This is a genomic window from Wolbachia endosymbiont (group A) of Barypeithes pellucidus (assembly GCF_964030885.1).
Classification (GTDB): Bacteria; Pseudomonadota; Alphaproteobacteria; order Rickettsiales; family Anaplasmataceae; genus Wolbachia.
The window spans coordinates 411,492-437,211 of the sequence record NZ_OZ034985.1 but is presented as its reverse complement, the minus strand read 5'-3'; the positions used below and the strand labels follow the sequence as shown (position 1 = coordinate 437,211).

Sequence of the window (25,720 nt, the reverse complement as noted above, 5' to 3'; positions counted from 1 at the left end):
CTATGAAGCAAGTACTTTAATCCTTCTGATTATAAATATTAATTTGCTTAAATCAAGTTTAGAAGCAACCATCTCATCTAAAAAACTATTATAACGTTCTATGTAGTCCTTATCATTACAAGCCCAGGTTTGAACCTTATCTTCGGGGTTATCAGTAGCTTTTATGACTTTAACAGCTAGCTTGTGATGGTAATTGCTTAAATCGTCCAATAAATCATTAACTAAGCTGCGATCCCAATAAGAAGAGCGGCTTTTCATCTTGATGGCAATTGTTCTAATCAGATCGAATCTTAACAGCGACTTCAACTCAAAGTATATTTTACCAGCATCAAGAATGGACAAAGATGTCTGTTCAGCAACAGATATAATGTCCAGTGCATAAGCAAGAACGCATAGATCAGCAACTTTTTTTGCTAGATCTTTATTTATATTAAGTTCTACTAAAGAAGTTGATCCATGGCTATAGACCTTTAATAGGTGTTCATCTAAAACATCAGTTAAGTTCTGGCCTAAAGTTTCAATTGCATCTTTAAATTTTGTAACATCATCCAATTCTACAAAGCTAAGCTTGCCAAGATTTTTCACTAACCAAAATGATACCCTACCAATAAATTTCTGCACGTTCCTCACTATTTGTAAGTATGAGTTAACATCAATTTTTCCATCCAATTCATCAATTTTCTGCCACAGGCTGTTTAAATCATACAGGTGGTTAACAACAATATATATGTTAACCGCTTCTTGTATCTTAATTCCAGTGTTCTCAGCCAAATTATTGATGAATATACAGCCCATTCTATTCACTACATCATTTGCAATGCAAGTAGAGATAATTTCTCTACGAAGTTGGTGTTTTAATATGAAATCCTTAAATTTTGTTACCATCTTTTTAGGAAAATAACCTAGCAAGTAGTCATTAGATATAAGATCTTTTTCAGGCAGATCGGAATGTATAATTTCATTTTTTATTGCCGTTCTAGCATAAGACATTAGAACAGAGAGCTGAGGAGAACTGAAACCTTCTGCACCAGTTAACATCCTTGCTATCTCTTCTTCAGCTGGAAGAAATTCTACGCTTCGGTTTAACAGTCCAGATTTTTCTAAACTGAGCAGCAACCTGTGGTGCTGCTCCAATCTCTCTTTAGCTTGCAAACACTCAAGGAGTAATGCTTTTGTTTCAATTCTGTTGTGGTTCTCAAGCACTTTGGATGCAACTTCGTCCACCATACTTGCCAGTATTTCATTCCTTTTTTCTAAAGAAATATCCCCTGCTTTCATAGCTAAAACAAATGCAATCTTGATGTTAACTTCAAGATCCGAACATATCACTCCTGCCGAATTATCAACAAAATCTGCATTGATATATCCACCTCTTTCAGCATATTCTATTCTTCCAAGCTGTGTGCATCCCAAATTTCCGCCTTCTATAAACATAGAAGCTCTAATATCTTTACCATTCACTCTTAACTCATCGTTTGCTTTGTCACCGACCATGCTATGGTTTTCACTCTTTGCCTTAACAAACGTGCCGATTCCTCCATTCCATATGAAGTCCACTTCTGCTTTGAGTAGATATCTAATCAAATCACTTGGAGGTAGCATATCTTCTGTTATATCAAAGCATTTTTTCATTTCTTGAGAAATGTTTACTTGCTTGCTGCTACGCTCAAATACTCCTCCACCCTCAGAAATCAAATCTTTGTTATAATCCATCCAAGTTGAAAATGGTAACTCAAAGAGACGTTTACGCTCTGTGAAACTCTTTTCTGCACTAGGATTTGGATCAATAAAAATATGCATATGGTTAAATGCGCCGATTAAATGTATATTTTTTGAAAGCAGCATACCATTTCCAAATAAGTCGCCAGCCATATCCCCAATTCCAATAACAGTTGCATCTTGGTAAATATCCTTATTCATTTTCCAAAAATGCCTCTGCGCTGCAATCCATGCACCTCTGGCTGTAATACCCATTTTTTTGTGATCATAACCTGCTGATCCACCAGATGCAAATGCATCGCCAAGCCAAAAGTTGTATTCAGAGGCTATTTGGTTTGCATAGTCAGAAAAAGAAGCAGTGCCTTTATCTGCTGCAACTACCAAGTATGGATCATCCTCATCATACCTAATCACATTCTCTGGTGGAATTATTTTGCCATTAACTACATTATCAGTAATGTCAAGCATTCCCCTGATAAAACTCTTATAGCATTCAACACCTTTCTCTCTTAAAATATCTTTGTCTTTATAAACTTGCTTAATTACAAACCCACCCTTTGCGCCAACAGGTACAATAACCGCATTTTTTGTCATCTGAGCTTTCATGAGCCCCAAAACTTCAGTGCGAAAATCTTCCGTCCTATCCGACCACCTTAAGCCACCACGGGCTAATTTCCCTCCTCTTAGATGTATTCCCTCAAAAAGGTTTGAATAAATATATAATTCACGATACGGGCGAGGATCAGGCAAACCATTTATTTTACTTGAGTCAAATTTTGTAGATAAATATGGTTTATCGTCTTGATAATAACTGGTCCTTAAAATAGCCATTATCAAGTAAAATATCGAGCGCAAAACGTAATCATGTGAAACATTGCTGATCTCTTTTAGAAGTTCCTCAAATTTTTCTATGAAAATGTCCGTGGTTTCTGCTCTATCAATGTCTATGCTAGGATCAAATCTTGCATGAAATAGTTGTATCAAATACTTTACTATTTTTGGATACTCTGAGACTACCTTTTGGATATATTCTGGATTGTAGTTAAATGACGTCTGCTTTAGGTAAGCACTTAACGCTCTAACCAGAAGCACTTCTTTCCACTCCAGCCCAGCAATAATGACCAAACTATTGAAATAATCATTTTTAATTTCCTTTCTAAACACTTTCGCAAGTGTTATTTCAAATTGCTCTTTTAGAGTAATGTTGTCTATTAATTCATCGACTCTTGACAACACAAAATGGTGTATCCATATTCCGCCGTTGATTTTTATGTAATAACCATTATGAGATAGGATCTTCGCTCCCAAATTCTTAGTAATCCTTAATATCTTCGATAATTCAAGACCTCCATTGCTCGAAGTGTAAACCTTTAATTGATAATTAAGATTGTCACGAGTAAGTCTTAAATCGACCTCGCTAACTCCTTTTTTCCTCACTATCTCCAATTTTTTCATATCGTAATATGCGTCATGAGGTTCGAAACTCTCTTGATAGCTTATTGGAAATGCCTTGCAATAACGGATGAATATATCCTCAACAGTGCTAAAAGTATTATATAAATTGTCTATAAAACGATCTTCCCATTTTTCCGTAATGTTCCTTAATTTGTTTTCGATACGCAAAACTTCATCATCAGGAACACTAGCGTTTTTAGCCTTTAGCACCACGTGCAATTTCATTAAGTCATATTCGTTTATAATGTGGTGGTTATAAATATCTGAACTTTCTGCATTTATCTCATCCTTCAATATATTGCTTATCTTGAGCATTAGCCTGGAGCTAGCATAACGCATCGGTATCAGCACTATACAACTAGTAAACGCTCCCTTACTTCTTAAGCATAACTTGACTCTTGGTCTTATTGCAAGGGACATAATAGAAGTACAAATTTGAAATAATTCTTCCTCATTAAACTGGAACAATTCATCACATGAGAATGCTTGTAAAATATAAATTAGAGCTTTGTTATTGTGGCCCCCGGTTACAAACCCTGCATTTTTTTCTATAACTTTAACTTTATCTCTTATTATTGGAATAGTTCGAATATCTTGGACCTCCGCTATAGAAGTAAATAATCCAAAAAAACGCCGTTCCTTTACCACATTACCCTGGTCATCAAATTCTTTTACTCCTATACAATTCATGTATGTACGCCGATGGACTATTGAGATTAGATCTGATCTCAATATGTATAGGGAATCAAGGTTTACAGAAGGAATCAACGTACTTTGACCTACTCTCATCAGGCCAAGGTCCTTTTTGCTATCACAGATGAGTTTTTCATCTTTACCAGCAATATATTCTTGATAACCTAGAAATACAAAATTATTGTTTTTTAGCCAATCTAAGAAATCCTTTCCTGGTGTCACTCCAGCATTCGACGCTGGCTGCTCGATGATAGAAAGAAGACTTTTTGCTTCATCAAGTTTCTTGAGCATTAAGTGCCAATCTTTCACAACGCAATTAACCGCTTTCAGCGTTTTCTGTAGAGATTCTTTTAATGTATCAACAAAGCTGTCACTTATACCTTTGATAATTACATATATAACTGACTCTTTGATTCCATTACTTTCTTCCAAAGGGTAAATCTCATCTATTAGGCCATCTTTTCTTTTAATGTTAATTATGCTATTGCTGTAATAGCATATGGTTAAATCGTGCGACTTAATAGTTGCAATAACGGAGTCAACCAAAAATGGCATATCATCGTTTGTTATCTTAATCGTGGTAAAATCGCCTTCTATTCCTGGTATATCATCTATATTGCTTACTACTAACTTACTTTCATCTTTCTCTTTTTGAGAAACAAAATTGTAAGCATCGTTTACAATATATAGCAAAAACTTATCGTTGGCTTTTAGGTCGCTTTTATAAACAAAACTATAAAAATACTTAATAAATTTTTTAATTTTTTCTTTATCTTGCTGATTTTCTTGATCAGCTAACTTAAATAAAGACTCAGTGTCAACATTATGATCTATACACATTTTTTTTAACAAAAATACACAGTGAACTTAAACCTTTTTAACTAAGATTTCATTATCAAGAGCGTACACTATTAGTTCATCATTTTCTACTACTTCCCCTGATAAAACTAATTTAGCTAAATTATTTTGAATACACTCTTGTATAACCCTTTTTAGGGGCCTTGCTCCATATTCAGGGTCATAGCCAGTTTGTGCTATTAGTTCTTTAGCTTCCTGCGACAAACTTATACTCAGTTTACGCTTAGCAAGTGTTTTTTGTAAATAAGAAAATTGAACATCTATAATTTTATAGATGTCATCTCTGGTTAAACTGTGAAATATAATAATTTCATCCAGTCTGTTTAAAAATTCTGGACGAAATGTTGATTTAACTATTTGCATCACTTCATTTGATCTCTCTGGTGTCATTCCAGTGCGTGACGCTGGAATCCACTTTTTTTCCTGGATCCCAGTGTCAAGCACTGGAATGACAGAGGGCTTTTCAAGAGAGCTATTTTCTTTTGCTCCTTTAAGCATTATCTCAGCGCCAAGGTTAGAAGTTAAAGTCAGTATGGTGTTGCGAAAATCAATTAATTTGCCATGACTATCAGTGAGTCTCCCCTCATCCAAGATTTGCAACAATAGATTAAATATATCTGGATTTGCCTTCTCTATTTCATCAAACAGAATAACCTGATATGGCCTTCTTCTTACTGCTTCGGTTAATCTGCCACCTTGCTCGTAGCCAACATACCCTGGAGGCGCGCCAATTAGCTTTGAAACAGAATGTTTTTCCATATATTCTGACATATCAAAACGCAGAAGCGCTGATTGATCGTCAAACAGAAATTCAGCAAGGGCTTTCGCAAGTTCCGTTTTTCCAACTCCAGTTGGACCTAAAAATAAAAATGAACCAAAAGGCCTGTTGGTATCTTGCACCCCAGAGCGGGAGCGCCTAACTGCATTACTTATCGCTTCTATTGCATCTTTCTGCCCTATTACTCTTCTTCCTATTTCATTCTCCATGTTAAGGAGTTTTTCCTTTTCACTGTGCATCATATTATCAACTGGAATTCCCGTCCACTTTGAAACAATGTTTGCAATGTCATCTCCAGTCACTTCTTTCTTTAAGAAACTATCAGTAACCTTTTCCTGATTTTTTAATTCATTCTCAAGCTGAGGAATCACACCATACATCAATTCCCCTGCCCTTCCTAAATTTCCACTCCGCTGAGTTAATTCCAGCTCTTTTCTAGCGTTATCTAAATTTTCGGCTGTTTCTTGTATTCTAGCTATTTTATTCTTTTCCATCTGCCATTTGCTGTTCAAGTCAGCAAATTTACTGTTTAGGTTTTCGATCTCTTCATTTATCTTTTTTAAACGCTGTTTAGAATTTTCATCACTTTCTTTTTTTAGAGCCTCTGCTTCAATCTTTAGCTGTATAACCTTTCTCTCAAGTTCATCAATAACTTCAGGCTTGCTATCCATTTCAATTCTCACCCTGCTTGCTGCTTCATCAATCAAATCAATTGCTTTATCAGGTAAAAACCTATCTGTTATATACCTATTGGACAACGTTGCAGCGGCAATTATTGCACCGTCTGTAATTCTTATACCATGATGCACCTCATATCTTTCCTTCAAACCCCTGAGTATTGAAATGGTATCAGTTTCAGTTGGTTGAGAGATAAACACAGGCTGAAAACGCCTTGCAAGTGCAGGATCTTTTTCTATATGCTGACGATATTCATCTAAAGTTGTGGCTCCTATACAGCGAATTTCTCCACGCGCAAGAGCAGGCTTTAGCAAATTTGAAGCATCCATTGCACCACTTGTTGCTCCTGCTCCAACTAAAGTATGAAGCTCATCTATAAACAAGATAACTTTTCCCTCCGCTTTCGAAAGCTCATTAATAACTGCTTTTAACCTTTCTTCAAATTCTCCTCTAAATTTTGTTCCAGCAATTAATGCGCCAAGATCGAGGGCTAAAACTTTTGCATCACGCAAACCAAGTGGCACGTCATTTGCAACGATTCTATTTGCAAGCCCCTCAACTATTGCAGTTTTTCCAACGCCAGGTTCACCGATCAGCACTGGATTATTTTTTGTCCGCCTCAGTGACACCTGCATAGTTCTTCTGATCTCTTCATCACGACCAATTACAGGATCAAGCTTTCCTTGCATAGCAAGCTCTGTAATATCTTTTGTATATTTCTTTGCCGCGTTTAATTTTTCCTCACTGTTTGGCGAGTCCGCACTGCTGCCTTTTCTCATTTCTGCAATAACTGAGTTCAGTTTTTGTGGAGTAACACCATTCTCCGCCAGAATTTTGCCTGCAGTATCATCTTTTTGTGCAGTGAGGCCCTGCAGTAAACGCTCAACGGCAACAAACGAATCTTTATTCCTCCGAGCAATACCAATTGAATCTTCAAAAACTTTTGCTATTTCTCTTGAAAGTTGAAGGCTCCCACTTCCTGGACCTTCAATTACTGGCAACTTTTTTATTGCGCTATCCACAGCATCGGAAATACTTTGCACATTTCCACCACAAGCGTTTATCAAATCCTGAACTAAACCTAATTCATCCTCAAGCATCACTTTGAGTAAATGCTCAGGCATAAAAATCTGATGCCCAGCTCCCAACGCTTTCATCTGAGCACTTTGAATTAGACTTTTTGCTTTTTCGGTAAATTTATTTAAGTCCATAACACCAGTTAAATTCGTATTTGCTGATGTATATAACAACTGATTTCATAAATTTAAACCTAAAGTTGTTTATTGTTAGGTATGAAATTTAAAACTTTTTTTTAAAAGAAACTATTATAGTAATTATAGCCCTACCCTTTACTTCATTAGACCATCTTATGGATAGTCTATACAGATCGACCCTTTTGTGAATCTGCGTTTCTGCTTTCTTCAACTTGTTTTGCAAAAGATGTTTCCTGTTTCTGAAGTGGTTTAGCAATTTCGCGTACAACGGCAGTAACTGCTGTTAAAAACGTTTTTAACAATGCACCTAAAACTCCACCAACTGCTTCCCTGCCATGTATATGAGCTTGCTTTTCGTTGTCGTCAGCAGTTTCCCCTGCCCTCCTTCTTGGATCCATCCTATGAGCAATCACCGAAAACAACACTCCCCTGATTGAAGACTTCACTTTTTCCTTTGCTTCGTGGACATCCCCATCTTTTGCTGTTTCATGTCCATGGCTTAAGTGTTTAGCGTTCATTAGCTCCTTTTGTTGCTGGGCAAACATGCCACTTAATACTTCTTCTATCACTTGCTTTCTTCTCTTCTCTCTAACTCTTTTCATAGATTCTGATTTATCGCGAGTGTGTTTGGTAGTTTCAAATTCTGCATCAATATCTTCAGACGCAGCCTGACTATATAAAGTCTCTATGAGCCTGTCTATACTTCGCTTTATTTGCATAGTCCTTTCGTAACTATCCGAATTATCGATTCCTTCGTCGATCTGATTTAGAATATCCTCAAAAACTTTTAAATAGTCTTGAATATATTGTATTATATATTGTTTATCTTCCTCTTTGTGTTGTTCTTCTTGATTCAACTGATTTTCATTTTCCAAACTTCTCTCTCTTTTATCATCGTTATTTTCTTCAATATTATCACCGTCTTCCTCGAAAAGGTTTTCGTCGTTCATGATTTTTTTTAATTTAGTTAAAATTCTCACCAGTTATTATTGTATATGAAAAATTTAAATTAACATTAATGAAAAGCGTTTACAACTTCAGCACTAGTTAAAACTACAGTAAAGCTGTCAAAAGTAACAGGATCATAATATCTCTCATACAATTCAACTGAACACCTAAGCCTTATCTTTTCCTTAGCATTAAAACTAATTTCATAATCATTATTAGAGTTTAGCATAGCAGAATTACGTAATAATTCATCAGCTAATACAGAGTCTAAAATTCCATTAATTTTTATCGTAATGTGTCTGCTTCCAGCACAATCGAGCACTTTCCTCCAGCCAAAAGAAGAAATATCTTTCACCTCTTCTCTGTTATTACGCAAAGTAAACCTTAGGTTTCTTATATTATTTAACACAATAAAATTATTGTCATGACCTTTAATTTTTAGCTGTAATTTGCTCATTATCACCTCCTTTTATTAAAATATCAAAATTAATTGTTGAATGTAAAATTTCATCGTGCTGATCCATAGCACAATTACTTTCTAAAATGACCTCACTACTAAAACCTTCAATGCTCTTAAGTATCAAGTTAATATGCCTTATAATGGCAAACATACTGTCTATATGATAAGTATATATGTCGCATGAAAATCTTGCCTTTGTAGCAAAATTGGACAGCATATGCAGGTTATTATAATTCACTACACGCAATCTCAGGTAAGGAATGGTGACCTGTTTAGGTAAGTAGTCATAAATGTTAGTAACATATTTCCTTAAATCAGAGTTTGCTTTTAGTGCTGCATAAATACTATTGTACAACTCGTTTATAGCTTGAATTTTTTCCATGATTAATCCTCAGATTTACTCAGACGCGGCTGTACGGACATTGCAATTTGCAGGCAATTTGCGTGGCAGATGGTGTCATTCCAGTGCTTGACACTGGAATCCAGCTTTTGATCGAAAATGTTGTATAGTGCACAATCAATTTTTCTGGATCCAAGTAGTCAAGGCACTGGGATGACACCCTTCTGGTGGACAATGTTTGTACAGAGCTACTTGGATGACAAGAAAGAGCTACAAAACAACCTTTGGTTCGCGAAATGGAGAATAAACCTTCTTCACTTCAGATAAATGGCTACTTACCCCCGATTCACGATCTTTGTAAATAGCAGAAACATGCCGCATAATACCGAGTTTTATCTGCTCAGGAACATTGTCATAGCCAGCCTCGTATACAACATCAACTCTTATTGCATTCAAATAATTGAAAAACTCAACGTAGCCCCCTACATCGCTAAAATAATACTTAAGTGTTCTCTTCTCTTGATTTTTAGACATCATTGCAGTAGCCAATACTATCTTACTCACAGGGCCATAGCTTAAATAGATCCTACGAGGTACATAATCTTCATATGAAACTTGCCATGTTTGCTTTACTAGTGACTTTTCCATATGCCATTCAGCGTAATCAGTTGCCATAAAAATTAAACTTGAAATCAATTTATCATCCTGGTCGTTCTCAATGCGTAAAAAAGATTTAACCTCTTCTAAAGTAACTGGAAAAGATTCAGGCTTAGGTGTACAGTCCTAGAGTGTGATGGTATGATAAAATATGAGAAAAAAATACCATCAAAGGAGGAGTTATGGGACAAATATTACATGGGTGCGCCAAAACAACACAGACGATTCGTAGAGCAATACAAAATAGAAAAGAGAGCATAGCAAAACTCTCCAAGCATTATAACCTTAATCCAAAAACTATTATTAAGTGGAGAAAACGTTCATTTACGAAAGATGCTGATATGGGTCCAAAGCATCCAAGATCGACTGTTTTAACGCTAGAAGAGGAAGCTATAATAGTTACATTTCGCAAGTATACACTACTGCCACTAGATGATTGCCTTTACGCTCTGCAGTCTACAATTCCGCATTTGACTCGCTCTAGCTTGCATCGTTGTTTACAAAGACACAACATTAGCAGATTACCAACTGTTGATGGAGAAGTTAAGTCAAAAAAGAAATTCAAACAATATCCTATCGGTTACTTTCATATTGATATTGCTGAAGTTAGAACTGAGGAGGGCAAATTACATTTGTTTGTTGCTATTGATAGGACATCCAAATTTACCTATGTTGAGTTGCGTAACAGTGCTACAAAACCCATAGCTGCTGAGTTCTTACGTAATTTGATTAGAATTTTACCGTATAAAATCCATACTATTTTGACAGATAACGGTATACAATTTACAAACCAGAAGCGTCATAAGTATGCTTTCCAACACATATTTAATAGAGTTTGCGAAGAGAATGTTATTGAACATCGTTTGACAAAAGTTAGCCATCCTTGGACAAATGGGCAAGTTGAGCGTATGAATAAAACTTTAAAGGATGCTACAGTTAAGAAGTATTACTATCAATCGCACCAGCAACTTAAAGAACACCTTTATAACTTTGTTATGGCTTATAATTATGCAAAGAGACTCAAAACTCTTAAGGGTCTTACTCCTTATGAATTTATATGTTATCAGTGGACACAGTCTCCAGAATTATTTATACTAAATCCACACCATCACACTCTGGGACCATACACTTAGGCTCTGTGGACAAAAAATATGAAAAGAGAGAAAAAGATGGTAGTTTAGCTTAATAGGTAAAAAATGGAGAAACTACCATATGCAATATTACATCAAAGAGGAAAATTGGAAACAAATTTTAGAGTTCATAAAAAGCGTAAAAGGAATGCATAGCAAAGATGAAAAACGTTTAAGAATATTCATAGAGGCAGTGTGGTACATAGTCCGAAGTGGTTGCCAATGGAGACTTTTACCAAAAACTTATGGTAATTACAGGAGTATACATAAGCGATTTAAAAGATGGTGTGAAAGAGATGTCTGGGAAAAATTGCTTGAATATACTAAACAAGAGCCTGATTTAGAAGTTGCTATAATCGACGGTACGATCATCCGAGCCCATCCATGTTCATCTGGATATACAAAAAACTCCAAGGATCAAGAAGCTTTAGGGAGGAGCAAAGGTGGCTTTACAACTAAAATACATGCGCTTGTCGATGCACTTGGAAATCCACTTAAATTTACTCTGACCCCTGGTCAAAGAAATGAGATTACACAAGCAGCAACATTAACTGAAAGTGTCTATAATACCACTGTAGTGGCTGATAAAGGCTATGACAGCAATGCTTTTGTTACGAGTCTTGAAAGCAAGGGATGTACAGCAGTTATTCCTCCGAAGCGTAATCGAAAAGTGCAGAGGGGTTACGATAAACACATTTATAAAGAGCGTCATTTAATTGAGTGTTTTTTCGGTAAAATTAAGAACTTTAGGCGTATTTTTTCCAGATTCGATAAAACGGCTGAGGTTTTTATGGGTTTTCTAAATTTTGTCGGGGCTCTTGTATGGCTTCTCTAAAATTTTGTCCACAGAGCCTAGGCAATTTAGATTCAATTTTTGTAATTTTCTTGTTGACTGGCGAGACGGTATCTCCTGTCATCCCAGCACCTTCTTCCTGTTATCTAAGTAGCTGACTACTTGGATCCAGAAAACTTAACTTTAAATAAGTGGCTGCATCTAGATTCCAGACTGGAATGACAAGGCTATAAGTGTCAACACTGGGTTAGCCCAAGCGAGACGTCATGCCGCCGCGGATAGATCCCGCTAACAAGTAGCGGGATGACGAGGTTATCGTCATGCCACCGCGAACCGTCATACCGCCGCGGTATCTCTTAGCCGCTAACACGTAGCGGGATGACGGTTGTCGTTTAGCCATAAATGTTTAAGAAATTTACCAAACGAAAAAAAAGGCAAAAGAAGCCTTAGTCATTGTCTATTTTCAGTATTGGCGTTTTTTAAGTCTTAAACACTGCAATTTAGCTGCTTTTAAATGCAACTCACCTTTGTTTAAATGTTTAAGAAATTTACTAAGCAGAAAAAAAGGCAAAAGAAACCCCGTGTTAGCTAGTTGTCACTTTCTAATCCTGCAAATTGGCGTTCTCTACTGTCTTAAACGCTTTGTAAGCGCGTTTCGGCTTATATAGCTAGAAATGTTGTGAAGACATAAGGTGCACATAGTGCGAAAAATTAAAAATAAGACGCCAAGTACGTTGTTTTTTTGCTGTTTAATCTGCACAGATGAAGATAACTGAATACCTTCAGTACCATGATATGGGCGCTGGCGGAGTTTGTCAAGTAGGTTTTGCATTTAATTCATTTGATAATTCAAAAAACTTGAAAGAATAAAGATAGCTATTGAAATTATCTTGATTTACATCAGTTATCCAAGTTTGACATTGAATACTTAACACTTCCTCTATTAACGCCTTTCTGTAATGTTTATCCAGATGAGACATTATATCATCAAGTAGAAGAAGTGGTGCCTTATTGTAATGAATACACCTTGCTTTTACACTGGATAAAATAATAGAAAGCAGTAATAACTTTTGTTCTCCAGTGGAGCACAGATTTATTGGTACGTTTCTTTTTTGACAAAAAACCCGAAAATTATCGTTATGCACACCAAGGGTTACTCTACCAGTCAATGAATCTTTTTCTCTGTTTTCCTTTAGACGATTCTGAAAATATTCTGCAGTATCGTCCAAAGTTAGCTGGCTGCTGAATTTCAAACTTGCCTTCGGAAAAAGCTTACTGGAATGGTTATCAATTGTATCTTGTAATATTTTTAAAACAGACGATCGCATATGTAAAATACTAACTGCATTAACGGCCATTATGTTTTCAAGACTAGAGAACCAGTTTTTGTTCAAAATGTTCTCCCTCAATAGTTTACTTCGCTCATGTTTAGCTTTTCTATATTTCATGTAGCAGCAAGTGTAATTTTCTTCAAACAGTGAAACTATACGGTCTAAAAATTTTAATCTGTCACTTGGAGAATTAAGAAGAACATAGTCCATTTGTGGAATCAGCCATATTACATTGGATATCTTATACAGAGATGAATAACTTGATTGCGTTTTTCCATCAATTTGTATTAGTTTCTTATCAAAACTCTTTGCGATACCAATTGAATTAAAATCCGTTCCATTAAAAAAATCATAGTGCACTACCCAATCTTCATTACTGAATCTATTTTGTATCTCACTGGCTTTTGCTTTTTTCATTCCATTGCTTTTAGCAAGCAACGAGATTGCTTCAAGTATATTAGTTTTACCAATACCATTTTCGCCAGTTATTACAACTGAGCTATCATCTGAATCCAGTTCAAAGTTTGAGTGGCTACGAAAATTATGTAATTTCAGCTTTTTTATGTAGCAATGGGTAGCCATTAACCTATTCTTTAGTTTACATTCTCCTTACTTCTTCCAGAACCTCATCAACATGCCTACTAACTTTTACATTTTTCCAGATCTTCACTACTTTACCTTTTTTATCTATTAAAAAAGTAGTGCGCTCTATTCCCATATACTTTTTGCCAAACATACTTTTCTCTACCCAAACACCATATTTTTCCAACATTTCAGCATTCTCATCAGAAACTAAGGAAAATGGCAGAGAATATTTTGCTTTGAAGTTAGCGTGGCGCTTAACACTATCTTTTGATACACCAATTATCACTGTGTCAAGGGAAGAAAAATCATCTATTTTATCTCTAAAGCCTTTTGCCTCCATTGTACAACCCGGAGTATCATCTTTAGGATAAAAATAAAGAACTACATTTTTTTTATCAAAGAATTCACTCAATGATAAATTTTCACCAGAATCTGTTGGTAAGCTAAAATCAGGTGCATTATTTCCTACTGCTAATTCCATACCTTGCTCCATTAATAACACTTCTATCTATAGTAGTATATTGTAGTCAGAGTATCAAATTTTATATATAGCTAACACAGATAAGATTCTTGATAGGGGGCTTATTGATAACTGCCTTCTCGGCTTGCCGCTTTTGATAAAGTGTGGTTTTCAAGACCATATCAATAGATCCTATTAAAAACCAATCGAATCTTCACATGTTTGTTCTTCATAAAAGAAGTTCAATGTTATCGTAGTACCAAGTTTTGCTTCACTTTTAATGTCGAAAGTTCCACCCATTAACTCTACTAATTTCTTGCTTAGCGGCAATCCGATGCCCGTACCTTCATTTCTATATCCCGAATCTGCTTGGCCAAAAACAGACATAACTTTATATATATCCTGCTGCATTATTCCTATTCCATTGTCATGAAACTCAATAGTTAATAAGTTTTTTTCTATATTTTCTTTTACCACCATTCTTATTAAACCACCCTTTGGGGTAAATTTGATTGAGTTTGATAATAAATTTATTATAACTTGTTTCATTCTCTTAGGATCTGCAATAACTAATAATTGCTTATTAATTATCTCTTTTTTTAAATTAATCTCAGTTTCTCTTAATTTAGGTAATAGCATATTTATGCATGAATCCATTATTTTGTTCAGGTTAAACTTCACTTTTTCTACTGTTAAACTACTTGATTCAGCTTTTGAAAAATCTAACACATCATTAATTAAGGTAAGTAAGTGTGTTCCTGCATTATATATATCGTCTGCATACTCCTTGTATTGAGAATTATCCATTGAACCTAAAGTTTTATTTTTGATCAACTCCGCAAATCCAATAATAGCATTAAGAGGTGTGCGTAATTCATGTGTAACGCTTGCAAAAAACTTTAGCTTGTTTGCATTTTCTTGCTCTAATGTCTCTTTTATCTGCTGTAATTCAATGTTAGTTTTATGTTGCTTGGCTAGCATTTGGGTATTAGAAGAGTGCAAATAGAACATTATTAATATTAAAATTATTAATAATAAGCCTAAAAATGTTAAAAATAGGCCATATGCTATAATATAAGAATTATTGTGGTTTCGAAGAATCTTCAAAAAAAACGACGGTTTAACGCTATTTTCATGGAATATAGGAAAAATAGAAGTTAATGTATTTCCTGTAGTATAAAATATTTCTTGGTTACTTAATAGTTCATCAATTTCATCGTTTGTAAGTAACTGTTCATAATCATAATCTTGAGTGTTAAAATTACTGAATATTATTCTGCCGTTTTGATCATACAGTATTAAGCTGAAATCCTTTACTTTGCTCACTGATTGTAATAATTCAGCACGCAGTTTTACCAGTTGGTTTATGTAGTCAAAACTTTTGTATTTAATGTGATGCTTTTCTATTAGTAAATAATGGTATTTTTTTATTATGCCATTTTCCAGTATACTTTTTAAGTTTACACTTGAATCACGGTAAGAAGAAAGGAAATTACTCCTTAGTAAATAATTACAATATATCACACTGAATAAAATCATAAAGATCGATGAGAGTAATGCAATAACTTTTGTGTATTTGTTTTTCTCCAGCGCAGAAAACATTGATTTACCTAGCTTATACATATCCTTCTTATTGTGAAACAACGGTTTTTATGTTATTAATAATAAAATTTAGCATATAATATTTTATGACAATTTCTCCTATTTTGCCAGTTTATTCTCCTGTTAACATAAATTTTTCTTATGGTAAAGGTATCTACCTATATGATGTTGATGGTGAGCGCTACGTAGATTTTCACTCCGGAATAGCCGTTAGTAGCTTAGGTCACACTAATTCGCGATTAATTAGTGCTCTTAAATTGCAAGGAGAAAAATTATGGCATATATCAAATACCTATAATATACCTGCCGCCAATAATTTTGCAGAAAAATTAATAAACAACAGTTTCGCTGACACTGTATTTTTCTCAAATTCTGGATCAGAGGCAGTAGAATGTGGGCTTAAGATTGCTAGGGTCTATCAAAACGGAAAAGGCAATAAAAACCGTCACAGAATTTTAACATTCCATGGTGCATTTCATGGAAGAACCTTCCTAACTTGTGCTGCAAACGATAAACAGAAATTTTCTGAATTACTGAGTCCCTGTATTGATTGGTGTGATAATATCGAGCCCAATATTGAGAGTGTAAAGAAAGCAATTTCAAGTGATATAGGCGTTATATTAATAGAACCAATACAAGGGCAAGGTGGTATCAAAGTAATGAATGAAGTCTTTATGAAAGAACTAAGAAAGCTGTGTGATGAGAATGACATATTGTTATTTTTTGATTGCGTGCAATGCGGTGCCGGTAGGACAGGAAAATTATTCGCATACGAACATATAGGAGTGGAACCTGATATATGTGCTCTTGCAAAGGGAATAGGCGGGGGGTTTCCGCTAGGGGCTTGTCTTGCAACTGAAAATGCTGCTAAATACATGGCAGTTGGTATGCACGGTTCCACTTTTGGTGGCAATCCGCTTGCAACCTCAGTAGGTAATGCTGTGCTCGAAGAATTGCTCAGCCCCGGCTTTTTGAAAAATGTTGAAATTAGAGGTAAATACCTAAAAAATAAACTAGAAAACTTAGCAAGTAAATTTCCAATAATAGAGGAAGTGAGAGGGAAAGGGTTAATGCTTGGAATAAAAGTGAAAGCAGACAATCAAAAGTTTGCAGAAGAGTTAAGTCATCGTGGTTTACTCACTGTTGGGGTAACATCAGATAATGTTGTAAGGATTTTGCCCCCATTAATCATCACTGAAAAAGAGATTGATGAAGGCATCGAGATTTTGACTCAATATTTATCTGAGAAATCTTCTGATTAGATCCTTGCATTAATATGAACGACAATCTGGTATGTTTAGGAATTATTACCTCTCCTCACGGAATTAAAGGAGCTGTTAAAGTAAAAACCTTTACTGAAAAGCCCGAAAATATCTCCTTATATGGTGAGCTAATAAGTGGTGATGAGAATTATGAAATAGACTCAGTATCCGTCATAGGTGATAATTTAGTAATAGCTACAATAAGCGGAGTAAATTCCCGTAATGAAGCAGAGCTTTTAAGGAATAAGAAGCTATATATAGAAAGAAGCAAGTTACCAGAGCTAAATGATGAGGATGAATTTTACCAAAGTGACCTTGTAGATATGGAAGTAAGGCTGAAAAGTAATGAATTATATGGCCATGTAAAATCTGTGTATAATTTTGGCTCAGGGGATATATTAGAAATTTTAGTTATCAGCACAAAAAAACGCATTATGCTATCTTTCACTAAAGAGATATTTCCACATATAAATATAAAGGGGAGGTATATAGTATTAAATATGCCAGAATTTATTGACTAATAAAGACTTTGATATTTATATAAAGCTACTTATAATTGTAAGATCAAACTAAAAATGTAATTATGGCAGAAAGAGCTAACGATATCAGACCAGGTCAGGTGTTGGAACATAACGGCGGATTATTTTTGGTTGTAGGTATTATGCATACTCAACCTGGTAAAGGTGGTGCATACATACAAGCCGAAATGAAAAACATCAAAACCGGAGCAAAACACTATGAAAGATTTCGCTCTGATGCAACAATCAGAAGGGCAATTTTAGATGAAGAGGAGTATGTTTACCTTTTCACTGAAGGAAACATTGTAAATCTTATGCATCCAAGTAATTACGAACAAATCACTATAAATTTAGAATTATTGGGAGAAAAAAAGATTTATTTGCAAGATAATATGAAAATTAAAGTAGTAACTTATCAAGACAAAATAATTTCTGCGCATGTGCCTGATTATGTTACACTTGCTGTGAAAGAAACAGAGTCTGTTATTAAAGGACAAACTGCTACTGCTTCTTATAAGCCTGCAATTTTAGAAAACGGAATGCGTGTTAACGTGCCTCAGTTTATAAAAGAAGAGAATAAAATTATAGTACACACTACTGATGACAGCTATTACGAAAGAGTAAAAGAGTAAATGTCCATTTCCTCACCACGAATCAATGTGATGCTTGATTCTGTACGCAGTGCTTCCAAGCAGCTTATGCGCGATTTTAATGAATTGCAAATCTCCAGTGTTAAGTCAGCGGACTTTATCAATAAAACTTATTCAAAATCCAAGCAAACCATATACGATTGCTTGCACGACTACAAACGAGACTATGGGTTTATTTCCGAAGATGATACTGATCAAGAAGTAAAAGATGACACTTATACCTGGTTTATTATGCCTATAGAGGGCAGGGAGAATTTTTCTAGTTGTATGGTTTATTTTGCAGTATCAGTCTGCCTCATTCATAAAAACAAAGTTGTAGCAGCTGTAATTGATGCTCCGGCTCTTAGAGAAACTTTTTGGGCAGAAGAAAAGAAAGGTGCTTTTCTTGAGGATTTTAGATCTCGTCATATAAAAATGCGGGTGAAAAGCCGTGAAGGGGGTCTAATAGATGTAAGTGGTAATTTGTTAAAATTGCTGCCTGGCAATAATAATGTACGCTCCATCGGTTCAACAGTTCTGGGTTTTGCATATCTTGCTGCAGGAAGATACAGTGGAATAGTTTACTCTGGAATTAACAAATACAAAACTTCGCTCGGTAGGCTTTTTCTGCAAGAAAGCGGTGGAAGGCTAACGGAAGACAACGGATTGATTATTGCTGGCGATATTAAATTAGGATAAACAGGCTACAGAGATAGACAACTTTTCGAAAACTTTTACAAGAGATTCTGTTAAATGTTCTATCATTTCATCGGTATGGTAAGGTGTAGGGGTAATACGGAAACGCTCAGTTCCTCTTGGAACTGTCGGGTAATTTATATGTTGAACGTATATTCCATACTCATCAAATAATAATTTTGATGCTCCTTTGGATAACTCTGGGTCGCCAATTATTATTGGAATTATATGAGTTTCTGTTGGAATGAAGTTAATTCCTGCATTTCTCAGTGAGTTTTTTACTTTTTCAACGACTTGCTTTTGCTTTTCCCTTTCAATGTTGCTCGATTTTAGGTGCTCAACGCTTGCCTTTGCTGCCGCTGCTAAAACAGGCGACATAGCAGTGGTGAAAATAAATCCTGGAGCGGAACTTCTTATTACATCCACCAAATTCTTTGAAGACGCTATATACCCACCCATCACTCCAAAAGCCTTCGATAGTGTACCTTGAATAACGGTTATTCTATCCATCAGGCCTTCTCTTTCTGCAATTCCGCCACCATGTGAACCATACATGCCAACTGCGTGCACCTCATCCAAATAGGTGATTGCATTATGTTGATCTGCAAGATCGCATATCGTTTCAAGCGGCGCTATATCGCCATCCATTGAATATACGGATTCAAGTGCTATTATCTTTGGTGTTTTTGTGTCTACGGACTTTAACAACTGCTCTAAGTGATCAACATCATTATGTCTAAATATATGTTTTGGTCTTTTTCCTGATTTTATGCCTTCTATCATCGAAGAATGGTTTTTCTCATCTGAGAAAATTACCACGTCAGGAATAACAGACGATAAAGTGCTAAGTGTTGTCTGGTTAGCGAGGTAGCCACAAGCAAAAGTTAAAGCAGCCTCTTTTTTATGCAAACAAGCTAAGGATTTTTCAAGTTCGACAACCTCTTTTGTTGTGCCAGATATATTTCTTGTTCCTCCAGCGCCAACAGATGAATTTTGAATAGCGGCAATAACTTTCTCATTTTGTGACATTCCTAAATAGTTATTACTGCACCAGACTATTACTTCCCTATTTCTTTCATAGTCCATAATGTGAGGGAGCCTACCTGGCAATGACGCAAAGTTCGTAAATTCACGGTAGCGCCCCTCATCTTTTATATCTTTGATTTTGTTCAAGAATATTTCTTCGTAGTTTACCAAGTTTTTATTCGCTAATAATTAATATAATTATAATAAATTATTAAATGGTAAACTACAATATTTATTCTTCAACTTACTGTTGCAGCAAGCTCTTTATCAGCTATAAGTTCAACATTACTACCCTTAAATGAACTTGAAGGTCTGTTACAGCAATATATGATTAAAGCAGCAACTAAACAACAAACTCCAACACCTGCTATTATTCCTGTTGTCAGCAAGCTAACACTAAAAGCAAAATATGCAGCCGGTGCAGCAGCCCCTGCAAGTATTCCAGCTACTGCGAACGTCCATATAGCTACGGTAGGCCACTTACTCTTTTGCGTATTTTGTGTTGCAGTAATACTTCCATTTCCTGGATTATTAGGCAGCTTGCCATTGGTTTGAGTATCACCTACTTGTCCAGAGCTTCCGTCAGCTACTGGAGGCACTGGTTCTGGTGTTGGCACTGGATTCGGTGTTGGTGTTAGATTCGGTGTTGGCACCAGCGTAGGTGTTAGAATTGGATCTTGTGTTAGGTCCGGTGTCAGTCCTGGCGCCGGCGTAGGTGTTGGAATTGGATTCGGTGTTGGTGTTAGATTCGGCGTTGGCGCCGGCGTAGGTGTTGGAATTGGATTCGGTTCTTGCTGCCTGGTGGTAGTTTGAGTACCATCTTCTTGTTCAGGGATTTCGTTAGTTAATGTAGGTACTGGATCTCCTAGAAGACTATTGCCATCATCACTTGAAAAATCTATTAAATCTTTTTTTAGTGCATCATCTTGGTGCTCTTTAGACACGGTTTTATCATGCTCACCATCATTTGGCTGTCTTGTTGTAATTACTACAGGCTCTTCTTCATTAACTATATCCTGAATTGGAGAGCTGCTGCCAGAACCTGAAGGAATTACAACATATTCGCTGCTAGGGTTTGAAGGAGTACCACTATGCTCATCACCACTCACAGAACTCTGTAGTAAAAGTGGTTGTGTGTCTTGATCACCTTCAAGCTGGAAACTATTCTCACTTGAAGAAGCATTAGGCGTTTCAGGTGTAGTTGGTTGAACAGGTGGTACAGTATTGCTTAGATTACTAGGCTGCCCGCCATTGGTTTGAGCACCATTTTTCTTATTTTTTATGTATTGGGTTAAAAATTCTACTACTTCACCCCTAAAGGGACCTTCTTGATTTTTCGCGTATTTTAGTACAAGATCATGGTTTGCATTTTTCAGGACATCTTTAAATTCCTCTTCTAAGTTATCATTACCTTTGCTTATAATTTCATCAATCTTTTTCTTAACAGGACTAGCAAGTTCCTTAACATCTTTTTTTTTGCTTCTTTTAAACATTTTACCCCTCCTATAATCATTACCTATAGCTTCTTCTATTGAAGCCTCACCACTATTTATAATATCTTTTTCATTGTCAACAATATTTTTTTCTGTCTGCTTACTGCCAGCACTTTCAAGTCCTGGATTTTCTGATTGATCATCACTTTTTTCATTCACTACTTGGCTCAAGACCGGAAGTTCATTTATTACAGTTGAAACACCTTCAACATTTATAACAGGTGATACTGCATTATTACTGCTTCCTTTATTAACTTGTGTATCTGTTTGTGTCTGTATATTTGCTTTACTGGAAGTATTGATTAATTTACTACTTTTTAACAAATTGCTAATTAGATATAGATTATTCAAAGTATCTCTATTTTTTTGATACTCATTACGAGTCATACTTGGAAAAAGTTCCATGCTTGTTTTTTCAAGCTGCTCTGCAACTACTGGTAAAGCTTTCTCAAATTCTTCCTTGCATATTGCCTGAAGAGCTGCGAATTTTAGGTCAACATGCTGACATAAGAGTACAACAACTTCATAACTAGCTTCCTTTATCGCATTTCTCAGTATATTTTGTATGGTTTGCCTGAATACTTGCTGTTTATTATTGAGTATGCTTTGACAAATTTGAACACGAGCTAGAACACTGACTATAATGTCTTGACTTCCAGTATTAGACAATGCAACTAGAATTGATTCATATATTTCATCAAATTCGTTATTTTTAAGTTTATGATCAAGATAATTAATCACATCGTTGCTGCACTTAGCACATTCTTTGCATAAGTGCTCAATAAATGTAACATTACCAGCATCCAATGCAGTTTTCAGAATTAAATCATAAATTTCTTTTCTGCCACGAGCTCCTATGTTTTTCAGGATTTGTTGCCTTAGTATTGTAATAACTTTATCATCTGTAAATGCTTGTTTATATACATCGTAAATGGCATGATCTGCACTATTAGTGTATCGTTTGCACAAGTATTCAATGACAGATATGTGTTCTTGACTTATCGCAGTTTCTAACAAGGTAGCAAAGCTCTTTTTTAATAACTCTTCTGTTGAGGCTTTTTTAGTTGGCTCATTAATATATCTTTCAAATGCATCCAGCACTATCGTGATGAATTCTTCATTTTTGATCAGAGACGCTGTTTCAAGCACACCATACAAAGGATCAGGTTTACTTGTTTTTAACACCTGTCCAAAATCTCTTAAAACGTATTCGACAAAAACTGCATTTAATAATTCTTGCTCTTTTCTTAATGCTGTAGCTGAGAAGAAGTCAATCTTATTAGGTTCGACAAGTTGTATAGCTTGACCTTTTAATCTTCCATAAACTCCATCGGTACCATGGAATTTTTCTATAAAAGCTTCAATATATTTTTGACCACCAACAAGGAGAGGTAAAAGACTTAAATTTTCTTCAGCAAAAAGAAAATCCTGATATTGCTCTACTAGCTTGTCATTAGCTGCAATTGCCAATAGTACCAATTCTTTTACTGAATAATCATACTTGAACTCTACTTGGTCAAATTTATACTGTGATAGTACATTTGAATATATATGTTGATGGTTGCTTCTGTTTTGTAACTCCAAATTAAGTTGATTTGAACAGAAATCTTTGAGATTTTCATTATCCAGCGTAATAGACCTGCCTTCATAATTTTCAATATTTTGTACAACCTTGTCTAATTCTTCACAATTATCTTCTTGTATAGCTTGATTTAAGATATTTATAATCTCAGCAAAAGTTAAGTTTTTAGGAATGATACCATATGAATCTTCATCTTTTAACTCTACAGTAAACGACCTATCACAACCATCAGGAAAGTTTGCAAGTATTGCATTCTCTAAACTTAGATCTTCAGGGGGTGTGCTACATGGAGTAGCTGGTATCTCTTGACTTTCGCTATCTAAAACTTCAAACTCTTCTTCAATACCTGAATCTTCAGAATCTGGTTTTTCAAAACCATGCCAACTTTTGATTAATCTTTCAGAATTTGATTGGCCCTGTGAAGTTGTATCTTGTGATACAAAGTCTCTAAAATTGGAACCAAACATGTTTTACCTCCTAACTAGCAGCTAAGCTAAGTATAGCATTAAACAGAAATCTTGCCAAGCAAATTATTCAGTCTCTTAGCAAAGCTGCTCGCGTCATCCATCTCTTCGCCTTCCACGATGCAAGCTTGGTAAAACAATAAGTGAATCATGTCCTCCAATGTTGGGTTTTCACCATTTTCAGCGTGAGATTTCATTATACTTTTTATTACAGGATGCTTAGTGTTAATTTCCAGCACCTTTGGCGTGCGGTAATTTAGCTGCTTTTGTTCACGCAAAAAACGCTCCATGCGAAGATCCATAGCACCTTCATCAACTGCTAGACATACAGGGCTGTCAGTCAATTTTTTAGAGATCTTTACGCTTTTCACTGAATTGCCAAGAACCTTGGTGAAATATTGCAGTATAGAGTCCGTATTTTCTTCAGTCTTTTCTTCATCTTGCTTATTTTCTTCATCTTTTTTATCTTCTTCTGAAGAGAATTTTTCCAAATCAACATCAGCACGGGTCACAGACTTAAATTTTTGATCTTTATATTCATGAATCACGCTAGTCCAGAAATCATCAACTGGATCAACAAATAGGAGCACTTCTAGTCCTTTACTGACGAATCCCTCAAGTTGCGGACTGTTTTTCACTGAATCGAGGCTATTCCCGGTGAGATAATAGATATGTTCCTGCTCAGGCTTCATTCTGCTTATGTAGTCATCAATGCTGACTAATTTCTCATCACCAGTACTATGAAATCTGCAAATTGAGAGTAGCGCTTCTCTCTCATCAGTTGGCATAGCTTCACAAAGACCCTCTTTTAATACTGCACCAAAATTGGTCCAGAATTTTGTATATTCCTCTAAATTCTCTTTTGCCTTTTTACCGAGCTCTGATATTACACGCTTAGTGAGGGATTTTCTGATTTGCTCAACAACACGATTATTCTGCAGCGTTTCTCTGCTGATATTAAGAGGCAAGTCCGGTGAATCAACAATACCTTTCAAGAAACGTAAATACTGCGGTATGATCTGTACGTTATCTTCAGTGATAAATACTTTATTTACATATAACTTAACAGAGCAACGTCTATCTGGATGAAATAAATCAAAAGGTTTAATAGAGGGAACATAAAGCAAATTTGTATATTCTATTGCACCTTCATTTTTATTATGCAATATCATCCAAGGCTCCCCGCCAACATGAGCAACACTGCGGAAAAAATCATTGTGCTCCTCTTGAGTAACGTCATTTTTTGGCTTAGTCCAAATTGCAGCTTTACTGTTTAACTTTTCACTTTTTCCTTCTTCATTTATGAATTCAACAGGAAAATTGATGTGATCAGAGTAAGTAGTGACAATGTTTTCAACACGAAATTTATCTAAAAACTCACTCTCTTCAGGATGCATAATGAGTGTAATTTTAGTTCCACGAGAAATTTGATTATCTAGTTTACTTATCGAATACTCTCCATCTCCTTTGGATTGCCAGACCCAAGACTCCTCTTCTCCAGCTCTCCTTGATTCCACTATCACCTCCGATGCAACCATAAAGCTTGAGTAAAAACCAACACCAAACTTCCCAATCAGCTCCACAGCTTGGCTTGAATCCTTGCTATTCTTAATTGCATCCAAAAATTTTTGCGTACCAGAGCTGGCAATTGTACCAAGGTTGTCTATTAAATCTTGCCTATTCATTCCGATGCCATTATCAGTGATATATAGCTCGTTCTTATCTTTATTGGAGCTGATAGTGATTTTTAATTCGTCATTCAAATCTAGCAAATTAGGATTTAGTTGAGATTCATAGCGCAATTTATCACATGCATCCGATGCATTTGATATTAATTCACGCAGAAAAATGTCTTTATTGGTGTAAAGTGAGTGAATCACTATGTTTAGTACTTTCCCTACTTCAGCGTCAAATTTTAAATTTTCAGTTTCTTGTACGTTATGCATTTTGAGCTCCATTATTTGCCTACTACCCTAATAATTTAAGTATTGAATTACGATCTTTCAAGGTCACGTACATCAAAATTAATGTGGGTGTAGTTATTATGACACCCAATTTATGGGATCTCTTGCATAACAAACTTTTGGCAGCGTGTTGAGAAACAAAAAAACTTCCTTGACAAACTCCGCCAGCCCCCTTATTATCATAATAAGGGTGTTTATGACTCAAAACTTGTTTTTGACCTGCAGGCTCAATGACAAAATTCAGTAAAAAACTCGAGGTATCTTTTGGCGGATTACATAAAATTATAGCGGCTGCATGTCTTTTAAATTTTTTCTACATTCAGCAAAAACGCGCTTCATTTAAGCGTTAGCGCATTATTATAGCGCCAATTTAAATTATTAAAGG

General features: G+C 35.5%; 19 protein-coding genes. 6 read left to right on the top strand and 13 right to left on the bottom strand.

Annotated elements, in window-relative coordinates; translation table 11 throughout:
- The 6 genes from ACQH1X_RS02285 to ACQH1X_RS02260 form a co-directional block, all read right to left on the bottom strand.
- The gene (locus ACQH1X_RS02285) at window positions 1-4,707 is read right to left on the bottom strand and encodes an NAD-glutamate dehydrogenase (RefSeq protein WP_425386437.1); all 4,707 of its coding nucleotides are present in this window, start codon (window positions 4,705-4,707) and stop codon (window positions 1-3) included.
- Between the two features lie 27 nt (window positions 4,708-4,734).
- Window positions 4,735-7,392 carry an ATP-dependent Clp protease ATP-binding subunit gene (locus ACQH1X_RS02280; RefSeq protein ID WP_425386436.1) on the bottom strand — a complete coding sequence of 886 codons (2,658 nt, stop codon included), beginning with the start codon at window positions 7,390-7,392 and terminating at the stop codon, window positions 4,735-4,737.
- A gap of 167 nt (window positions 7,393-7,559) precedes the next feature.
- Window positions 7,560-8,345 (bottom strand): hypothetical protein, encoded by a 786-nt coding sequence (locus ACQH1X_RS02275; protein ID WP_425386435.1) that lies wholly within the window; start codon window positions 8,343-8,345, stop codon window positions 7,560-7,562.
- 65 nt (window positions 8,346-8,410) lie between these two features.
- Window positions 8,411-8,800, bottom strand: coding sequence for a phage tail protein (locus ACQH1X_RS02270; protein WP_265025905.1), 390 nt, complete (start codon window positions 8,798-8,800; stop codon window positions 8,411-8,413).
- Window positions 8,775-9,185 carry a tail completion protein gp17 gene (gp17, locus tag ACQH1X_RS02265; protein ID WP_265025906.1) on the bottom strand — a complete coding sequence of 137 codons (411 nt, stop codon included), beginning with the start codon at window positions 9,183-9,185 and terminating at the stop codon, window positions 8,775-8,777. Before gp17 ends, ACQH1X_RS02270 begins: the two co-directional genes overlap by 26 nt.
- A gap of 228 nt (window positions 9,186-9,413) precedes the next feature.
- Entirely contained in the window at window positions 9,414-9,863 is a 450-nt protein-coding gene (locus tag ACQH1X_RS02260) for a phage head-tail connector protein (protein ID WP_425386644.1), read from the bottom strand.
- Between the two features lie 119 nt (window positions 9,864-9,982).
- On the opposite strand from ACQH1X_RS02260, the gene ACQH1X_RS02255 reads away from it, so the two are divergent.
- Both ACQH1X_RS02255 and ACQH1X_RS02250 read left to right on the top strand, forming a co-directional pair.
- Window positions 9,983-10,933 (top strand): IS481 family transposase, encoded by a 951-nt coding sequence (locus ACQH1X_RS02255; RefSeq protein ID WP_425385985.1) that lies wholly within the window; start codon window positions 9,983-9,985, stop codon window positions 10,931-10,933.
- 79 nt (window positions 10,934-11,012) lie between these two features.
- A complete protein-coding gene (locus ACQH1X_RS02250; RefSeq protein ID WP_425385758.1) occupies window positions 11,013-11,765 on the top strand; it encodes an IS5 family transposase in 753 nt (250 codons plus the stop codon).
- On the opposite strand, the gene ACQH1X_RS02245 is transcribed toward ACQH1X_RS02250, so the two are convergent.
- The 4 genes from ACQH1X_RS02245 to ACQH1X_RS02230 form a co-directional block, all read right to left on the bottom strand.
- A complete protein-coding gene (locus tag ACQH1X_RS02245; protein ID WP_425386434.1) occupies window positions 11,719-11,847 on the bottom strand; it encodes a hypothetical protein in 129 nt (42 codons plus the stop codon). The genes ACQH1X_RS02250 and ACQH1X_RS02245 overlap by 47 nt on opposite strands.
- Before the next feature lie 691 nt (window positions 11,848-12,538).
- The gene (recF, locus tag ACQH1X_RS02240; protein ID WP_425386433.1) at window positions 12,539-13,636 is read right to left on the bottom strand and encodes a DNA replication/repair protein RecF; all 1,098 of its coding nucleotides are present in this window, start codon (window positions 13,634-13,636) and stop codon (window positions 12,539-12,541) included.
- Between the two features lie 16 nt (window positions 13,637-13,652).
- The gene (gene bcp, locus ACQH1X_RS02235) at window positions 13,653-14,120 is read right to left on the bottom strand and encodes a thioredoxin-dependent thiol peroxidase (protein ID WP_425386643.1); all 468 of its coding nucleotides are present in this window, start codon (window positions 14,118-14,120) and stop codon (window positions 13,653-13,655) included.
- A gap of 174 nt (window positions 14,121-14,294) precedes the next feature.
- Entirely contained in the window at window positions 14,295-15,722 is a 1,428-nt protein-coding gene (locus ACQH1X_RS02230; RefSeq protein ID WP_425386432.1) for a sensor histidine kinase, read from the bottom strand.
- A gap of 65 nt (window positions 15,723-15,787) precedes the next feature.
- Between ACQH1X_RS02230 and ACQH1X_RS02225 the strand changes: the two genes are divergently transcribed.
- From ACQH1X_RS02225 to ACQH1X_RS02210, 4 genes are all read left to right on the top strand, one after another.
- Complete coding sequence (locus ACQH1X_RS02225) at window positions 15,788-16,963, top strand: aspartate aminotransferase family protein (RefSeq protein WP_425386431.1); 1,176 nt, start codon at window positions 15,788-15,790, stop codon at window positions 16,961-16,963.
- A gap of 14 nt (window positions 16,964-16,977) precedes the next feature.
- A complete protein-coding gene (gene rimM / locus ACQH1X_RS02220; protein WP_353285151.1) occupies window positions 16,978-17,484 on the top strand; it encodes a ribosome maturation factor RimM in 507 nt (168 codons plus the stop codon).
- A gap of 62 nt (window positions 17,485-17,546) precedes the next feature.
- Window positions 17,547-18,113: an elongation factor P gene (efp, locus tag ACQH1X_RS02215; protein WP_425386430.1), complete on the top strand. Its 567-nt coding sequence runs from the start codon at window positions 17,547-17,549 to the stop codon at window positions 18,111-18,113.
- Window positions 18,114-18,809: an inositol monophosphatase family protein gene (locus tag ACQH1X_RS02210; protein ID WP_425386429.1), complete on the top strand. Its 696-nt coding sequence runs from the start codon at window positions 18,114-18,116 to the stop codon at window positions 18,807-18,809.
- Here the strand turns inward: ACQH1X_RS02210 and hemA are convergent.
- The 3 genes from hemA to htpG form a co-directional block, all read right to left on the bottom strand.
- Window positions 18,801-20,003, bottom strand: a complete 1,203-nt coding sequence (gene hemA, locus ACQH1X_RS02205) for a 5-aminolevulinate synthase (protein WP_425386428.1) — start codon at window positions 20,001-20,003, stop codon at window positions 18,801-18,803. The genes ACQH1X_RS02210 and hemA overlap by 9 nt on opposite strands.
- A gap of 68 nt (window positions 20,004-20,071) precedes the next feature.
- A complete protein-coding gene (locus ACQH1X_RS02200) occupies window positions 20,072-23,374 on the bottom strand; it encodes a host RNA manipulator TomO (protein WP_425386427.1) in 3,303 nt (1,100 codons plus the stop codon).
- A gap of 38 nt (window positions 23,375-23,412) precedes the next feature.
- The gene (gene htpG / locus ACQH1X_RS02195; RefSeq protein WP_425386426.1) at window positions 23,413-25,317 is read right to left on the bottom strand and encodes a molecular chaperone HtpG; all 1,905 of its coding nucleotides are present in this window, start codon (window positions 25,315-25,317) and stop codon (window positions 23,413-23,415) included.
- Window positions 25,318-25,720 lie beyond the last annotated feature (403 nt).

Coding starts and splice junctions, on each gene's coding strand:
- ACQH1X_RS02285 (WP_425386437.1), bottom strand. CDS start 4,707: ATGTGTATAGATCATAATGTTGACACTGAGTCTTTATTTAAGTTAGCT.
- ACQH1X_RS02280 (WP_425386436.1), bottom strand. CDS start 7,392: ATGGACTTAAATAAATTTACCGAAAAAGCAAAAAGTCTAATTCAAAGT.
- ACQH1X_RS02275 (WP_425386435.1), bottom strand. CDS start 8,345: ATGAACGACGAAAACCTTTTCGAGGAAGACGGTGATAATATTGAAGAA.
- ACQH1X_RS02270 (WP_265025905.1), bottom strand. CDS start 8,800: ATGAGCAAATTACAGCTAAAAATTAAAGGTCATGACAATAATTTTATT.
- gp17 (WP_265025906.1), bottom strand. CDS start 9,185: ATGGAAAAAATTCAAGCTATAAACGAGTTGTACAATAGTATTTATGCA.
- ACQH1X_RS02255 (WP_425385985.1), top strand. CDS start 9,983: ATGGGACAAATATTACATGGGTGCGCCAAAACAACACAGACGATTCGT.
- ACQH1X_RS02250 (WP_425385758.1), top strand. CDS start 11,013: ATGCAATATTACATCAAAGAGGAAAATTGGAAACAAATTTTAGAGTTC.
- ACQH1X_RS02245 (WP_425386434.1), bottom strand. CDS start 11,847: ATGACAGGAGATACCGTCTCGCCAGTCAACAAGAAAATTACAAAAATT.
- recF (WP_425386433.1), bottom strand. CDS start 13,636: ATGGCTACCCATTGCTACATAAAAAAGCTGAAATTACATAATTTTCGT.
- bcp (WP_425386643.1), bottom strand. CDS start 14,120: ATGGAATTAGCAGTAGGAAATAATGCACCTGATTTTAGCTTACCAACA.
- ACQH1X_RS02230 (WP_425386432.1), bottom strand. CDS start 15,722: ATGTATAAGCTAGGTAAATCAATGTTTTCTGCGCTGGAGAAAAACAAA.
- ACQH1X_RS02225 (WP_425386431.1), top strand. CDS start 15,788: ATGACAATTTCTCCTATTTTGCCAGTTTATTCTCCTGTTAACATAAAT.
- rimM (WP_353285151.1), top strand. CDS start 16,978: ATGAACGACAATCTGGTATGTTTAGGAATTATTACCTCTCCTCACGGA.
- efp (WP_425386430.1), top strand. CDS start 17,547: ATGGCAGAAAGAGCTAACGATATCAGACCAGGTCAGGTGTTGGAACAT.
- ACQH1X_RS02210 (WP_425386429.1), top strand. CDS start 18,114: ATGTCCATTTCCTCACCACGAATCAATGTGATGCTTGATTCTGTACGC.
- ACQH1X_RS02200 (WP_425386427.1), bottom strand. CDS start 23,374: ATGTTTGGTTCCAATTTTAGAGACTTTGTATCACAAGATACAACTTCA.
- htpG (WP_425386426.1), bottom strand. CDS start 25,317: ATGCATAACGTACAAGAAACTGAAAATTTAAAATTTGACGCTGAAGTA.